Source organism: Paraburkholderia xenovorans (assembly GCF_046030735.1).
In the GTDB taxonomy this organism is placed as follows: domain Bacteria; phylum Pseudomonadota; class Gammaproteobacteria; order Burkholderiales; family Burkholderiaceae; genus Paraburkholderia; species Paraburkholderia xenovorans_A.
Map to the genome: position 1 here is coordinate 1 of NZ_JAQQBV010000018.1, position 15,177 is coordinate 15,177.

At 62.6% G+C, this 15,177-nt stretch carries 13 protein-coding genes; 4 read left to right on the plus strand and 9 right to left on the minus strand.

The window, feature by feature from the left end; genetic code table 11:
* The 9 genes from PQQ51_RS18870 to PQQ51_RS18910 all read right to left on the minus strand — a co-directional run.
* A partial coding sequence (locus tag PQQ51_RS18870) for a glutamine synthetase beta-grasp domain-containing protein (protein ID WP_408498317.1) occupies positions 1-423 on the minus strand: 423 nt, incomplete at its 3' end.
* Positions 423-2,021: a glutaminase A gene (gene glsA / locus PQQ51_RS18875; RefSeq protein WP_408498318.1), complete on the minus strand. Its 1,599-nt coding sequence runs from the start codon at positions 2,019-2,021 to the stop codon at positions 423-425. The genes PQQ51_RS18870 and glsA, both read right to left, overlap by 1 nt.
* 39 nt (positions 2,022-2,060) lie before the next feature.
* Entirely contained in the window at positions 2,061-2,375 is a 315-nt protein-coding gene (locus tag PQQ51_RS18880; protein WP_408498319.1) for a hypothetical protein, read from the minus strand.
* 410 nt (positions 2,376-2,785) lie between these two features.
* On the minus strand, positions 2,786-4,018 hold the full coding sequence (locus tag PQQ51_RS18885) for an ROK family transcriptional regulator (RefSeq protein WP_408498446.1): 1,233 nt from the start codon (positions 4,016-4,018) through the stop codon (positions 2,786-2,788).
* 33 nt (positions 4,019-4,051) lie between these two features.
* Positions 4,052-4,849, minus strand: coding sequence for an ATP-binding cassette domain-containing protein (locus tag PQQ51_RS18890; RefSeq protein ID WP_408498320.1), 798 nt, complete (start codon positions 4,847-4,849; stop codon positions 4,052-4,054).
* A gap of 19 nt (positions 4,850-4,868) precedes the next feature.
* Positions 4,869-5,855: an ABC transporter permease gene (locus PQQ51_RS18895; protein ID WP_408498321.1), complete on the minus strand. Its 987-nt coding sequence runs from the start codon at positions 5,853-5,855 to the stop codon at positions 4,869-4,871.
* 139 nt (positions 5,856-5,994) lie between these two features.
* Positions 5,995-6,999: a sugar ABC transporter substrate-binding protein gene (locus PQQ51_RS18900; protein ID WP_408498322.1), complete on the minus strand. Its 1,005-nt coding sequence runs from the start codon at positions 6,997-6,999 to the stop codon at positions 5,995-5,997.
* A 393-nt stretch (positions 7,000-7,392) separates the two neighbouring features.
* The gene (locus PQQ51_RS18905) at positions 7,393-8,157 is read right to left on the minus strand and encodes a flagellar brake protein (protein ID WP_408498323.1); all 765 of its coding nucleotides are present in this window, start codon (positions 8,155-8,157) and stop codon (positions 7,393-7,395) included.
* 255 nt (positions 8,158-8,412) lie between these two features.
* Positions 8,413-9,444 (minus strand): LacI family DNA-binding transcriptional regulator, encoded by a 1,032-nt coding sequence (locus PQQ51_RS18910; RefSeq protein WP_408498324.1) that lies wholly within the window; start codon positions 9,442-9,444, stop codon positions 8,413-8,415.
* A 192-nt stretch (positions 9,445-9,636) separates the two neighbouring features.
* Here PQQ51_RS18910 and PQQ51_RS18915 point away from each other — a divergent pair, with 192 nt between their 5' ends.
* The 4 genes from PQQ51_RS18915 (at position 9,637) to PQQ51_RS18930 (ending at position 15,172) form a co-directional block, all read left to right on the plus strand.
* A complete protein-coding gene (locus PQQ51_RS18915; RefSeq protein ID WP_408498325.1) occupies positions 9,637-10,794 on the plus strand; it encodes an ABC transporter ATP-binding protein in 1,158 nt (385 codons plus the stop codon).
* A gap of 11 nt (positions 10,795-10,805) precedes the next feature.
* Positions 10,806-12,779, plus strand: a complete 1,974-nt coding sequence (locus PQQ51_RS18920; RefSeq protein WP_408498326.1) for a beta-galactosidase — start codon at positions 10,806-10,808, stop codon at positions 12,777-12,779.
* A gap of 89 nt (positions 12,780-12,868) precedes the next feature.
* Positions 12,869-14,122, plus strand: a complete 1,254-nt coding sequence (locus PQQ51_RS18925; RefSeq protein WP_408498327.1) for an ABC transporter substrate-binding protein — start codon at positions 12,869-12,871, stop codon at positions 14,120-14,122.
* Between the two features lie 66 nt (positions 14,123-14,188).
* Complete coding sequence (locus PQQ51_RS18930; RefSeq protein WP_408498328.1) at positions 14,189-15,172, plus strand: carbohydrate ABC transporter permease; 984 nt, start codon at positions 14,189-14,191, stop codon at positions 15,170-15,172.
* The last annotated feature ends 5 nt before the right edge of the window (positions 15,173-15,177 follow it).

Here is a 15,177-nt window from a genome sequence, read left to right on the forward strand (position 1 = left end):
ATTCCACTGGACCGAGTCGAAAATGAAGAATTCGGGTTCCGGGCCGAAGAAGGCGGTGTCGCCGAGGCCCGTGCTCTTCAGATACGCTTCAGCGCGTTTTGCGAGCGAACGCGGGTCGCGCTCGTAGCCGCGGCCATCCTGAGGCTCGACGACGTCGCACGTCATGACGAGCGTCTGTTCTTCAAAGAACGGGTCGATAAATGCGGTATTCGCATCGGGAATCAGCAGCATGTCCGATGCTTCGATACCCTTCCATCCGGCGATGGATGAGCCGTCGAATGCGTGGCCGCTGGTGAATTTGTCTTCATCGAATGCCGACACCGGCACCGAAACGTGTTGCTCCTTGCCGCGCGTGTCGGTGAAGCGCAAATCGACAAACTTGATTTCGTCGTTCTTGATACGTGCCAATACGGAAGCGTTCATTATTGCCCTTGCTGTTGAAAAATAGTAACGATCTCTGCATGCCCGCCACGTTGGGCGTCCTGCAGCGGCGAGTTTCCCCAACGGTCTTTTGCTTCAGGACTTCCACCGTTCTGCAAAATGTATTTCACCGATACTGCCTGGCCCTCCGATGCCGCGATATGCAATGCGGTCCGCCCGTCATAATCGGCGCCGTTGAGATCGGCGCCCGATGCAACGAGTCTTTGAATTTCACGGGTGTCGCCCTTGGCGGCCGCCCAGCACAAGTCGACGATCCTGGCGTTGTTCACCGATTTACGGCGTTGCGTCGGATCGATTTTTTGCGCATCCGATCCCGCGACGATGTCGAAGTTATGGAACGAATACTTCGACATCAATCGCTTGCAAAACTCGATACCGCGTACGCTGTTGCCGAGTACATCGAGTGGCGGCGACCAGATGCAAAAGCCCATGACCTCGGGAATGACGACCATGATGCCGCCGCCTACGCCGGACTTCGCAGGAACGCCGATCAGGAACGCGAATTCCCCTGAGAAGTCGTACATGCCGCAGGAGTGCATCAGCGACAGACAGTTCTTGACGGTCTCGGTCGAAAACACGCGTTTGTCGGTCAGCGGGTTGACGCCGCCGTTCGCCAGCGTTGCGGCCGCGATCGCCATCGAATCGCAGGTCATTTCCACGGAACAGCACTGGAAATAGAAATCCAGCGTGGCTCGGATGTCGGTGTTCTTGGGGAATGCCGCGTTCTCGCGAAGGAAATACGCCAACGCGAAATTGCGGTCTGCCGAATCGCGTTCGGACAGGAACACGGTGTTGTTGAACGACACGTCCCCGTCTGCGGTCAGGTCCTTCCAGCGGTCGAAAACGTGAGCAAATCGCGTGGACGCGGACTCGTTGCTGCGGATCAGCGAGCAACTGACAATTGCGCCGGCATTGATCATCGGGTTATGAGGACGGCCGCGCGAATCCAGCGTAATCGCATTGAACGAATGTCCGCTCGGCTCTCTCCCGATAGACTGGTGCAGCGTTTCTGCGCCGACTTCTTCGGAAGCAATGCAGTAACTGATTGTCTTCGAGATGGACTGGATGCTGAACTGATCTTGCGCGTCGCCGAAATGGGCGCGTTGACCGTCTACCGTGCAGAGACTGAGTCCAAATTTCTCGGCTGGAACACGCGCGAGTTCGGGAATATAGGACGCAACCTTTCCGCCTGTCAGCTTCGAAATATCGGTGACGATACCCTGTACCGATACGGAGAATTGATCCCAGTTCGGAATTACCAGCGAGTCTTCGGCTACACGCTGAAACAGGCTGGGATTCAACGCAAACAGTTCGCCGAATTCCTCAAAAGACACGGCGGACTTGTCATCCCTGTGTGCGAGGAGTTTTTTGAAAATCTCCCGTGCTCGAGGGTCGTCGTCGAGAATGCCCGCGGTTCTGAGCTTGTTCATCAGACGGCCTGACGTCAGCTCCGATTGACCGGGGCTGATAAAGAGCTTGTATAAAGCAGCTTCCTCGGCTGCCGCCGCGCTATCGCCTGAAGGCGCGGTAGCGGCAGGCGGACTGGCGCGTTTGCTTTGATGAGTCGATGGCTTGTTCATCCGGTTTGTCCACAGAGGTATGTCGGGTTGCGGCGACGGCTAGAAATTGAAGTTCGCGTGCAGGCCGCTGTCGGCAATCACTATCGATATCGTTCCGTGCCGCGCTGTACGGCACATCTCCTGAGCGGCGCTCACAATCTGTTCGACACGATCCGTGCTCGCGGTCAGATGAACAGCGAGCTTTTTCGCATCGGAAAAGACCCACTCCAATGCGGCATCCCGGGTGTCGCCACGCCTTTGTTCGTCGTGCACCAGAACCTTGCACACAACCGCATCGTTCATCTCGTGCGGATAAAGAATCTGCTCAAGATAACTAATAAAAGTCTTCGAGATTGTGACAACAATATGTTTCATGTCGAGCGCCTTTCAGGCTCGCCTGTTTCCAGGCAGTAGCAACGCAAGTTACGGAATCGATGTCATCGGCGGGATCCGGACCAGAATCCCGTCACGTTTCCTGCGCTTTCAAAACACGCGAGCACGCCGACTTATTCCATCGGCATGAATATGTGTTGGCGCGACAACGAAAGCGGCAGCCTGGTTTCGTGAGAGAAACCGCTGCGCCCGAGGTTAAGTCGCTGATCTGAATAGGATTCGATGCATACGACGCGCTGCGTGCGTGTTTTGATGCATCCGTGATGACTGATATGCGGGGATCGGCTACGACCTTGTCGCCGTTCAGAATGGGGATGAATGTGATGGGAGAAAAGCGCGCCGGTAACAGCCCACGCTCCCGCGCTCACCTTTCACACAAATGACTTCGAAAGCTAATAAGCGGCATCCGCCGCCGGCTTCAAAAACAGTTCGTGCGTCGGCGCGAAATGCGCGTACAGCGGCAGAATCGCGCCGCCCATCGCGCGCGCGTCGGCGCCGATCGTGCCTTCCAGCAACTGCGGCCGCACCATCCCTTCCCATTCGAAGCGATCGAGCACGCGCTCGGTACGTCGAATGATTTCGCGCACCAGTTGCCGGTCGAGTTCGCCGTCGATCACGACCGCTTCGAGATCGAGCAGCGCGGCCGCGTTGGTCAACGCGTTTGCGATAGCAGGGCAGGCGGTGTCGAGCCATTGCTCGGTTTGCCGCCACACGTCCGGCGCCAACGCACGATGATCGTGCGCCGCCGCAGCGGGCGCGCCCGCGTCGCTCAACAACTGTTCCAGCACGAAGCCCGATGCCGCGTGCAGCAGTTGCCGCGCGGGCTTGCGCGCGCTACCGTCCTTCAGCGGAATCGAGCCGACCGCGCCCGCGTTGTCATGCGGTCCGCCGTGCAGGCGGCCGTCGATCACGAGGCCGCCGCCGATGAACGTGCCGACGAACAGATACAGAAAATTGTGAATGCCGCGGCCCTGACCGATCACGAGTTCTGCGGCGCAAGCGGCGGTGGTGTCTTTCGCGAATTCGACGGGTAAGCCCGTCATCGTGGCGATGCGGGTGCGCAGGTCGATCTCGTGCCACGCTTCGAGCGCGTCCTGCGGCGCGCCGAGAAAGTCGCGCCAGCCGCCGAGCCACAACGGCGCGGCGACGCCCACACCGACCACCTTGTTCGCCTTCGCGCCGAGCGTTTTGTTCACGCGTGCGAGTTTGCTTTCCAGTGCGGGAAACAGCGTGCGCGGATCGGGATAGGAATACTCGAATACATCGCGGCATACCACGTGGCCCGCGAAATCCATCGCCAGTACGTCGAGACTGCGGCGTCCCACCTTGATGCCGATCGTGTACGCGCCGTCGGCGCGCAGCGCGATCGGCACCGACGGCTGCCCGATCCGGCCGCGCACGCGCGCGTGCTTTTCGAGCAGGCCGTCGTCGATCAGACGGTCGACGATCATCGACACCGTCTGCATCGACAGACGCGTCAGACGACCCACGTCGGCTTTCGGCAACGGTCCGTGCAAGCGGATCGCCTGCAACACGATCCGCTCGTTGAACTGCCGCATGCCGACCTGGTTCGAGCCGACCGTGCGTTTGAGCGGCGAGCGGGCGCCGGTGCCGGTGGTATCCATCGTCGTCATGCGCCGTTCAGTGGAGTGCGTGCATCATGCAATGGCCTTGACGTCCGCTTCCTTCGCGCCCGTCATGATCGCGACGGCCTCCGACATATGAATGTCTTTCGTGTTGACGAGTGCGGCGCGCCGGCCGAGCCGCTGAATGTGGATGCGGTCGGCGATCTCGAACACGTGCGGCATGTTGTGGCTGATCAGGATCACCGGCAGCCCGCGGTCGCGCACGCGCCGGATCAGTTCGAGCACCATGTTGCCTTCCTTCACGCCGAGCGCGGCAGTGGGTTCGTCGAGAATCACCACGTGCCGCGCGAATGCGGCGCTGCGCGCCACGGCCACGCCTTGCCGCTGGCCGCCCGATAGCGTCTCGACCGCCTGCCGCATCGAGCGGATGCCGATCTGCAAATCCTTCATATGGGCGGTCGCTTCTTCGAGCATCCGGCGCTTGTCGATCATCTTGAAGATCGAACCGCGCCAGCCGGGCTTCAGCAATTCGCGGGCGAGAAACAGGTTTTCGGCGATGCTCATCGCGGGCGCAACCGCAAGTTCCTGATAGACGGTCTCGATCCCTTGCGCGCGTGCGTCGAGCGGACTGCGGAATTTGACCGGCTTGCCGTCGAGCAGAATCTCGCCTTCATCGGGCACGACAGCGCCGGACAGCGCCTTGATCAGCGACGATTTGCCCGCGCCGTTGTCGCCGATCACGGCGAGAATTTCGCCGGGCAGCACTTCGAAATCGCAACCGTCGATCGCGGTCACGTTGCCGTAGCGTTTGACGAGGCCACGCGCCTGCAGCACAGGCATCGGCGCGGAAGCGGAAGTCGGTGTCGACATGATGGATGACTCCTTGTGCTCAACCGCGACGATGGGAAAGTTTGTCCGCGGCGACCGCGAGAATCACCAGCATCCCGGTGATCAACACCTGGTACACCGACGACACGCCGATCAGCGTCAAACCGTTACGAAACACGCCGACGATCAACGCGCCGAGCAGCGTGCCGACAATCGAGCCGCGTCCGCCGAACAGGCTCGTGCCGCCCAGCACGACCGCGGTGATGCTGTCGAGATTCTCGGTTTGACCGGCCTGCGGATCGCCGACGCCGGTACGCGATACCGACAATAGCGCGGCGATCCCGTAGATCGCGCCGGCGAGCGAATACACGGTGAGCAGAATCTTTTGCGACGACAGTCCCATCAGCCGCGCGGCTTCCGGGTTATTGCCGAGCGCGTACAGATGCCGCCCCGGCACCGTATCGCGCAACACGAACCAGGTGGCGAGATACATCAGCAGCGTGAGCACGGTGCCGTACGTGACATCCGCGGGCCCGAGCCTGAACGTGTTGCCGAAGAACATGATCGCGTCCGGCAGATTCGACACGCTCTCCGCGTTCGAATAGATCTGCGTGAGCGCGAATGCAATGTTCAGCGTGCCCAATGTGACGATGAACGCGGGCAGCTTGATGCGCGTGATCAGCAAGCCGTTGAGCGCGCCGAACAGCGTGCTCGCGGCGATCCCGCACAGAATCGCGAAGACCGGCGGCACGCCGAGCGTGACCGCGAATTTGGTCATGATGATCGAGCCGAACGCCATCACCATCCCGCACGACAGATCGATGCCGCCGGTCAGCACGATCAGTGTTTGACCGATTGCGATGACGGCGACCACCATCGTCTGCTGCAGGATCAGCGAGAGGTTCTGGAACGACAGGAAACGGTTGCTCTGCGAGATGAAGAACCCGCAGGCCAGCACCAGCGCGATCAGCGGTCCGATTTCGGCGAGCGACGGCAAGCGGTCCGCCAGGGGGCGCGAGTGGCCGGCCGGCGCGGAGGGAGTCGACATGATAGGTGTCCTCGATACATGAACGTGGCGCGCGGGCCACGCGGCAAATCAGCCGGCGGCGCACTCGCGTGAGCGCGGCCGCCGGATCGTGCGCTTTACCTTGATACGTTGTTACGTTGATACCTGCCTGGTCGGCCGGTTACTTGTTGCCCCAGCAGTTGTCGAGGCCGAACTTCGTGTCCTTGCTGTCGATGCCGGACATCGCCTTGTCGGTGATCAGCGTGACGCCGGTGTCCTGATAGCCGGACACTTTCTTGCCGGTCTTCGCATACGCGACGCCGGCTTCCATGCCGAGCGAGGCCATCTTCAGCGGATATTGCTGCGAGGTGGCGGCGATCGCGCCGGCCTTCACGTTGCGCACGCCTTCGCAGCCGCCGTCGATCGACACGATCATCACGCTCTTGTCCTTGCCCGCGGCCTTCAGCGCGCGATACGCGCCCGCCGCGGCCGGTTCGTTGATCGTGTACACGACGTTGATGTCCGGCGATTTCTGCAGGCAGTTCTCCATCGCCGTTTGTCCCTTTGCCTGATCTCCGCGCGTGTCCTGGCTGCACACGATCGACGCATCGCCTTCCTTCACGCCGAAGCCCTGCAGAAAGCCGTTATGCCGCAATACGCCGACCGACACGCCGGGCGCCAGATCGAGCGTCGCGATCTTCGCGGGCTTGCTGCCGAGCGCGGCCTTCGCGTACTGGCCGATCAGCACGCCGGCCTTGAAGTTGTCGGTGGCGAACAGTGCGTCGGTGGCGTCCTGCGGATCGGTCGGCGTGTCGAGCGCGACCACCATCACGCCGGCCGCACGCGCTTTCTTGATGCTCGGCACGATTGCCTTCGTATCGCTCGGCGTGATCAGAATCGCTTTAGCGCCGGCCGTCAGCATGTTTTCGATCGCAGTGACCTGGCTCGCGTTGTCGCCGTCGAACTTGCCGGCTGCGGTGATCAGCTTCGCGCCGTCTTTCTGCGCGGCCGCTTCGGCACCCTGTTTCATCTTCACGAAGAACGGATTCGTATCGGTCTTCGTGATGAGGCCGACGGTCGGCTGGTCGGCCGCCTGCGTGGCGCTCGCGCACCACACGGCCGATGCTGCTACGCATAGCGAAACGATTTGCCTCGCGACGGGATGCCGGCGGGAATGCTGGTTCATGGGACGCTCCTCCAGTTATTGGCAACGAAGTTGTGGACTGCTGGACTTTGCGGGCGCGATCGCTGCGCGCCGGCAACCTAAATCACTTGGATTGATTTAGTACAGCAGGCGCGCGCGGCTTCGTCAAGAATGCGATCTCGACGGATAGCGCTGGGCCAAAACCGTTCGACGAACGGCGACCCTTATGCGGCGGGACTGGACGGGCGTGATGCGGTGCAAGATCGCGTGCCGGGACTTGGGGAAAGTCCCTGGCTCGCTTGAAAGTCGATTGAAAACAAGGCGTGGTTTTTGTGGTGCTGAATGAATGGATTGAGTCGGGCAGAAGAAAGCGGCGATCACGCGCGCGACGGTTTCGTAAAGCCGTCGCGCGTGTAATCGCGGTGACGAATGCGTCTAGCGTCGCGGCGCCAGCGTTTGCCGCTTCGTTTCGAGTTGGGTGACCACGCGCTGCAAGGTCCGCTCGGCCAGTCCTGGCGTAGCGACGAACTTGCAGCCGATCACGTAGCGTCGATCGCCCTTCGGCGTAATCGAGTGACGCGGCGCGACGATTTCCAGGTCGAGTCGCAGCGTGCCGAAGCCGCCGAGTTGCAGCGTGACGTCGCGCAGCACGGTGCCGGTTTCGAGCGAACCGAAGCGCTCGTCGCCGGTTTTCAACGCGATGCCGCCGAGCGACAGGTCCTGCAATTCAAGCCGGAACGAGCCGCCGTCCGTATACGGGCCGCTCGCGATGTACGGATCGAGCACGGGCGTTTGCACGCGGAAGAATTCGCGGCGTTGCACGGAGTAGAGCAGGGCGGGGAAGGCCGCTTCGAAGGCGGCGCGTCCTTCGAATTCGATCGGCGTCGCGTTGAGTGTGGTGAACTCCGTGCGGATGCCGCCCGGCAGGCTGCGAAACGTCAACTGGCGGGCGTGCGGCAGCGCGTGGTTGTCGTCGGCTACGTTGCCCGCGTCGAACACGAAGCGCGCGTTGCGCGAATCGACGTCCAGCACCTGGGTGACGATCAGCCGGCCGTCGAATTCCACCGTCACGAAGTCTTGTCCCGCTGCCAGATTGCGCAGGCAGACGGCGATCTGCAAAGGGTGGCGCTGCGCGAAGTCGGCGTCGGCGTGGTCGGTCGAGGTGGCAGCGTCGGCGTCCAGCAGAAGATCGGCAATCATTCGAATATCCATGCGTGTTGTAGGCCTTGGCCTGGCCGGTTAGGGAGCGCGGGCGGCATGTGGATCACACCGGCGCGCGGCCTTTCCCTGCCTGATTGCAGAGACCGTGCCAACTTGCATGGAGGGTTTGAAACGATGCGGGCGGTCAGCCGCAAAGCGTTGTGCCGCAGGCGTTTGCGGGCGCAGCGTCAGGCGTGCGAACGCGCCCGCATGACGGCCGCGCTACGTAACGCGGCCGACGCTGTTACGGCCACGTTACGTCGAGCGCGGCGCGCCGGTGGACCCGCGCACGACGAGCTCCGGCGGCGACGAAATCCGCATCGGCACACTGGCTGCGGGCGCGCCCGTCTGTCCATACGACGACTCGATCAACTCGCGCAACAGCGACACCGCGAGCTCGGCGACTTCGACCGTCGGCACCGCGACGGTGGTCAGCGCGGGGCGCGATTCGCGCGCGAGTTGAATGTCGGTGATGCCGATCACGGAGAGATCGCGCGGCACGCTCAGGCCGAGATCGGCGGCGGCATAGATCGCGCCGAGCGCGGGCAGGTCGTTGGTCGCGTAGATCGCGGTGAGTTTCGGATGGGCTTCCAGCAATTCGCGCGCCGCCGTGTAGCCGCCCTGGATCGAGTCCTGCGCGTGCTTGATGCGCGCGCGAGCGGCGCCGGCTGCGTTCATTGCGTCGACGAAACCCGCGTAGCGGGCCGCGTGAATCCCGGAGGCTTTGCTGGCCACGATCGCGCCGATGCGCTGATGACCGAGCTCAAGCAGATGCCGTCCCGCCAGTTCGCCGGCGAGCCGGAAATCCACCGCCACGCAGGGCAAACCGGGTGGCTCCTGCGGCTTCTCCCACATGCACAGCACGACGGGCGTGCCGCGCGCTTCGGTTCGATGCAGGTCGGCGAAATCGAGGTTCGCGTTCGTCACCAGCACGCCTTCGGACAGCGTGCCGGCGATCTGGTCGAGATACGCGCGGCCGCTGTGCGGATCTTCGTTCGTATTGCAGATGATCACGAAATGGCCGCTGACGCGCGCCGCGCGCTCGACGGCCAACGCGAATTCCGGATAGAACGGATTGGCGATGCTCGACACCATCAGTGCGAGCGTCGGCGCGCGGCCTTCGGCGAGCGCGCGGGCGGCGAGGTGCGGACGATAGCCGAGCGCGTCGACGGCGTCGAGCACGCGCTGACGCGTGGTCGCGCCGACCCGGCCGCGATTGCGCAACACGTTGGACACCGTGGCCGGGGTGACGCCAGCATGAAGCGCGACTTCGCTGAGTGTAGGCATAGTTATTTCATTATTTGGGATGGCTGTTCGACATTTGCATCGACGCCGAAGGCGCGGCACCATTTGCCGCATACACAAAACGATATCGGAGACAGGCAGGGCCCAACGATCGCACGCGATCGATTTTTTTGGGCTAGCTGATTAAGCGCTTAATCTCCGACATCGAGCCGATTAAATCACGGAGTCGAGGCGATGGCGAGCATTTCGTTGAGAGGCGTGCAGAAAGCGTATGGAGACGGCGCGCTGGTGATTCGCGATGTCGATCTGGAGATCGGCGAGAACGAGTTCTGCGTGTTTCTCGGTCCGTCCGGTTGCGGCAAGTCCACCTTGCTACGGATGATCGCCGGTCTCGAAGACGTGACCGACGGCGACCTGTCGATTGGCGGTCGCATCGTCAACGACGTACCGGCTGCGCAGCGCGGCGTGGCGATGGTGTTCCAGAGTTACGCGCTGTTCCCGCACATGACCGTGTACGAAAACATGGCGTTCGGCCTCAAGCTGGCGAAAACCCCCAAAGACGACATCGACCGCAAGGTGCGCGAAGCCGCGCGCGTGCTGCAACTGGAAGCGTTGCTCGAACGGCGGCCCAAAGCGTTGTCCGGCGGTCAGCGGCAACGCGTGGCGATCGGCCGCGCGATCGTGCGTGAGCCGGGCGTGTTTCTGTTCGACGAACCGCTGTCCAATCTCGACGCCACGTTGCGCGGCCAGACGCGTGTCGAAATCGCGCGGCTGCACAAGCAGTTCGCGAAAGCGAGCGTTGTCTACGTGACGCACGATCAGATCGAAGCGATGACGCTCGCCGACAAGATCGTGTTGCTGCATGCGGGCAAAGACACCGAACACTACGGCAGCATTGCGCAGATCGGCGCACCGCTCGAGCTCTATCACCATCCGAAGAGCCGCTTCGTGGCGGGCTTCATCGGCTCGCCGCGGATGAATTTCCTGGCCGCGCGAGTCGCGTCGGTGAATGCGCAAGGCGTGCTCGTCACGCTCGACCAGACCGGTGAAAGCGTGCGCGTGCCGGTGAGCGGCGAAGGGCTTCAGACGTTGCAGCCGGTCACGCTGGGCGTGCGCCCCGAACACCTGGTGTTCGTCGACGCGGCCGAGCCGGACAACGCGCGCGACGCGGTGCTGATCCGCAGCGTTTCGTTCGTCGAACAACTCGGCGAACACAGCTATGTGCATCTCGATCAACCGGGCAGCGCCACGCTGATCGCGAAGGCTTCCGGCGATACGCGCCTTCTGCCGGGCGACCGCGCGAGCCTGCGCGTGCCCAGCCGCGCCTGCCATCTGTTCACCGAAGACGGCTTTGCCGCCGCTTCGCTCGAATCCGTCGAACACTACGCATAAAGGACATTCGGATGCGCGTTGGAGTCTGTTATTACCCGGAACACTGGCCCGAGTCGATGTGGGAAGACGACGCTCGCCGGATGAAAGCGCTCGGCATCGAGCAGGTGCGGATCGCGGAATTCGCGTGGAGCCGGATCGAGCCCTCGCCTGGCGAATACGACTGGGGCTGGCTGGATCGCGCTGTCGACGTGCTCGGCGCAGCTGGTTTGCAGGTGGTGATGTGCACGCCTACCGCGACGCCGCCCAAGTGGCTGATCGATCGTTATCCTGACATTCTGCCGGTCGGCGCGGACGGGCGTCCTCGTGCGTTCGGCTCGCGGCGTCATTACGATTTTTCTTCGCCGTCGTATTTCGCCGCGTCGCAGACAATCTGCACGGCTGTGGCCGGGCGTTATGGTCGGCATCCCGCTGTCGCGTACTGGCAGACCGATAACGAATTCGGCTGCCACAACACGGTGGTCAGCTATTCGCCCGCGGCCGTGGCGCGTTTTCGTGAATGGCTGAAGGCGCGTTACCGGACCATCGACGCGTTGAATCAGGCCTGGGGCACCGTGTTCTGGAGCATGGAGTACCGCAGCTTCGACGAAATCGATGCGCCGGTCGCCACCGTCACGGAAGCGCATCCGTCGCACCGGCTCGATTACCGGCGTTTCGCGTCGGACGAAGTGGCGCGCTACAACCGGATGCAGGTCGAGATCATTCGCGCGCATTCGCCGGGGCGCCCCGTTGCGCACAACTTCATGCAGGCTTTCACCGAGTTCGATCACTACAAGGTCGCCGCCGATCTCGACATCGCGACGTGGGACAGCTATCCGCTCGGCGCGCTCGAGGAGCTATGGTTCGCGCCGGAGATCAAGTCGCGCTGGCTGCGCACCGGACATCCCGACTTCGCGTCGTTCAATCACGACGTGTATCGCGGCATGTCGAAACTGCCGCTGTGGGTGATGGAGCAGCAGCCGGGGCCGGTGAACTGGGCGCTGTGGAATCCGGCGCCGCTGGCGGGCATGGTGCGGCTATGGAGCTGGGAAGCGTTCGCGCACGGCGCGGGCTGCGTGTCGTATTTCCGCTGGCGTCAGGCGCCGTTCGCGCAGGAACAGATGCACGCGGGGTTGAATACGCCTGATAACCGGCTCGACGTGGGCGGTCGAGAAGCCGCGCAAGTCGCTGCCGAGATTCGCACGGTGCTCGCCGCGGACGCCGACGCGAACGCCGCGATTCGTTCGAAGGTCGCGCTGGTCTACGACTACGAAGCGAAGTGGCTGTTCGAGATTCATCCGCAGGGCGCGGACTTTCACTATCCGCGCTTCGCGTTCGAGTACTACTGTGCGCTGCGTTCGCTCGGACTCGATGTCGATGTGGTGCCGGTCGATGCGCCGCTCGACGGTTATCGTCTGATCGTCGTGCCGCCGTTGCCGGTCGTGCCGGCCGATTTCGCCGCGCGTCTCGCGAATTCCGGCGCGCAGGTGGTGTTGGGGCCGCGCACCGGCTCGAAGACCGAACATCTGCAGATTCCGGCGAATCTGCCGCCGGGCACGCTGAGCGCGGTGTTGCCGCTGCGCGTGTGGCGTGTCGAATCGATGCGGCCGAACGTGACCGAAGCCGTGCATAGCGCGGACGGGACAGCAGACGGTTACGCGCGCCACTGGCGCGATTTCATCGAGAGCGATGCGCACGCTCCGTTTGAAGTGCGCGCGAGTTTCGCTGACGGCCACCCTGCGTATGTGAAGAGCGGCGCGTTCCACTACTTCGCGAGCCTGTTCGACGACGCGCTGAGCGCGCGTCTGTTCGCACGCATCGCCGACGAAGCGGGCCTCCCGACCACGCCGCTCGGCGACAGCGTGCGGATCAGCCGGCGCGGCGCGCTGACCTACGTGTTCAACTACAGCGCGGCTTCTCACACGCTGAGCGGCGTGCCGGACGACGCATTCGTATTCGGCGCGCGCGAAGTCGAACCGCAAGGCGTAGCCGTTTATCGAACCACGTAGCGACGCTGGGCGTTTTTCCGACGGAATTCCACGTAGTAAAGACAACGAAGACCACGACGCAAGATCACGGTATAAAGGAGACACGCAACATGACACTGAAACCACGCAAGATTCTGCTGGCGCTCGCGCTGGCCGCGGCGGCCGCCGGCACGTCCTTCGTCAGCACCGCGCAGGCCGGTACGCTGTCGCTCAACATCGCGTTCAAAGGGGCGAGCCAGCGTGCGGTGTGGCAATCCACCGTCGACGAATTCAAGAAAGCGCATCCCGGCATCGACGTGAAAGTCGCGTTCATCGACGAAGAAGCGTACAAGGTGCAGTTGCCCGGCTGGCTCTCGACCGTTGCACCCGACATCGTCAACTGGCACGACGGCGAGCGCATGGCGTATTACGCGCAGCGCGGCCTCTTCGAAGACCTGAGCGGCGACTGGGCGAAGAACGGCTGGAACGACATGTATGCGTCGACGAAAGAGGCGTCGTCGTATAAGGGCAAGCAATATGCGGCGCCGACCGTCTATTACTCGTGGGGCATGTTCTACCGCAAGGACCTGTTCCAGAAGGTCGGCATCAACGGCGAACCGAAAACCTGGGACCAGTTTCTCGACGACTGCAAGAAGCTGAAAGCCGCCGGCATCACGCCGATCGCGGTGGCAGGCCGCGACGCGTGGACGCTGGCAGGCTGGTTCGACTACCTCGATCTGCGCCTGAACGGCAATGCGTTCCACCAGAAGCTGATGGCGGGCGATATCGCGTACACCGATCCGCGTGTGAAAAAGGTCTACACCACGTGGAAGCAGTTGATCGACGCCGGCTATTTCATCGACAACTCGCTGTCCTACGATCTCGATTCGGTGCAGCCGTTCCTGTTCCAGGGCAAGGCCGCGATGATGCTGATGGGCACCTTCATCACGGCGGGTTTCCCGCAGAACGTGAAGCCGGAAATGGGCTTCTTCCAGTTCCCGATCATCGACGCGAACGTGCCGACTGCCGAAGACGGTCCGGTCGAATCGCTGCATATTCCGTCGAAAGCGAAGAACAAGGCGGATGCACACACGTTCCTCGCTTTCGTCGAGACGCCGGAGATCGGCGCGAAGCTTGCCGTCGGTCTCGGCTCGTTGTCGGCGAACAGCAAATCGCCCGAGCCGGAAGATCCGATTTCGAAGATCGGTTTCCAGATTCTCGCGAATACGAAGGGCGGCATCGCGCAGTTCTACGATCGCGATATGACGAAGGAAATGGCGGACGAAGGGATGAAGGGGATGCAACAGTTCGTCTCCGATCCAACGAAGCTCGACGACGTGCTCGCGCAACTCGAGCAGACGCGTAAGCGCATTTACAAGAAGTAAGCGTCGGCGTCGGCGGCCCGGCTGCGGGCCGCCGGTCGCATCTGTTTTTGCTCGGGAGGATTGATCGTGTCGCACTCCGTCACCCGCTCCACTGTCAGCGGACCCCCGCGTTCCGGCGGTTCCGATGGTACGGGCACGCCTTCACCCGGCGGCGCGTTGCGCGGCGGTTCTGCCGTCGCGCGCAAGCGGCGTCCGTCGCCCACGGCGCGCCGGCAGCGCCGCGCCGCTTTCCTGTTTCTCGCGCCGGCCTGCGTGATGGTGGCGATTTATGTCGTCTGGCCGATCCTGTCGACGATCCGCCTGAGCTTCTACAACTGGGACGGGATGAGCGACGCGTCGTTCGTCGGCCTCGCGAACTATGTCGAGCTGTTCCATACGCACACGTTCTACACCGCGCTCAAGAACAATCTGATCTGGCTGCTGCTGTTCCTGCTGGCGCCGCCGATGGGGCTCGCCGTCGCGCTGTATCTGAATCAGGCGGTGGCCGGCATCCGCATCGTCAAGTCGCTGTTCTTTGCGCCGTTCGTGCTGTCGGGCGTGGTGGTCGGCCTGATCTTTTCGTGGTTCTACGACCCGACCTTCGGTTTGCTCGCGCTGATTCTCGGGCACGGTGTGCCGGTGCTCGGCGACCCGCGCTATGCGACCTTCGGCATCGTGTTTGCGGCGCTGTGGCCGCAAACCGCGTATTGCATGATTCTTTATCTGACCGGGTTGACCTCGCTGAACGCGGAGCAGATCGAAGCCGCGCGAATGGAAGGCGCGCGCGGCTGGTCGATGCTGTGGCACGTGATCCTGCCGCAATTGCGGCCCACCACGTTCATGGCGATCGTGGTGACGATCATCGGCGCGTTGCGCAGTTTCGACCTGATTTCGGTGATGACGGGCGGCGGTCCGTTCGAAAGCTCGACCGTGCTCGCCTATTACATGTACGACCAGGCGATCAAGTACTACCGGGTCGGCTATTCGGCGGCGGTGGCGGTGGTGCTGTTCGGGATCATGCTGGTCTACATCGTGTATCACCTGCGGCGCATGCTGCGCGCCGAGCAATAAGGAGC

Excerpts from the sequence above, each read along its gene's own strand:
- glsA (WP_408498318.1), bottom strand. The coding sequence starts at position 2,021 with ATGAACAAGCCATCGACTCATCAAAGCAAACGCGCCAGTCCGCCTGCC.
- PQQ51_RS18880 (WP_408498319.1), bottom strand. The coding sequence starts at position 2,375 with ATGAAACATATTGTTGTCACAATCTCGAAGACTTTTATTAGTTATCTT.
- PQQ51_RS18885 (WP_408498446.1), bottom strand. The coding sequence starts at position 4,018 with ATGGATACCACCGGCACCGGCGCCCGCTCGCCGCTCAAACGCACGGTC.
- PQQ51_RS18890 (WP_408498320.1), bottom strand. The coding sequence starts at position 4,849 with ATGTCGACACCGACTTCCGCTTCCGCGCCGATGCCTGTGCTGCAGGCG.
- PQQ51_RS18895 (WP_408498321.1), bottom strand. The coding sequence starts at position 5,855 with ATGTCGACTCCCTCCGCGCCGGCCGGCCACTCGCGCCCCCTGGCGGAC.
- PQQ51_RS18900 (WP_408498322.1), bottom strand. The coding sequence starts at position 6,999 with ATGAACCAGCATTCCCGCCGGCATCCCGTCGCGAGGCAAATCGTTTCG.
- PQQ51_RS18905 (WP_408498323.1), bottom strand. The coding sequence starts at position 8,157 with ATGATTGCCGATCTTCTGCTGGACGCCGACGCTGCCACCTCGACCGAC.
- PQQ51_RS18910 (WP_408498324.1), bottom strand. The coding sequence starts at position 9,444 with ATGCCTACACTCAGCGAAGTCGCGCTTCATGCTGGCGTCACCCCGGCC.
- PQQ51_RS18915 (WP_408498325.1), top strand. The coding sequence starts at position 9,637 with ATGGCGAGCATTTCGTTGAGAGGCGTGCAGAAAGCGTATGGAGACGGC.
- PQQ51_RS18920 (WP_408498326.1), top strand. The coding sequence starts at position 10,806 with ATGCGCGTTGGAGTCTGTTATTACCCGGAACACTGGCCCGAGTCGATG.
- PQQ51_RS18925 (WP_408498327.1), top strand. The coding sequence starts at position 12,869 with ATGACACTGAAACCACGCAAGATTCTGCTGGCGCTCGCGCTGGCCGCG.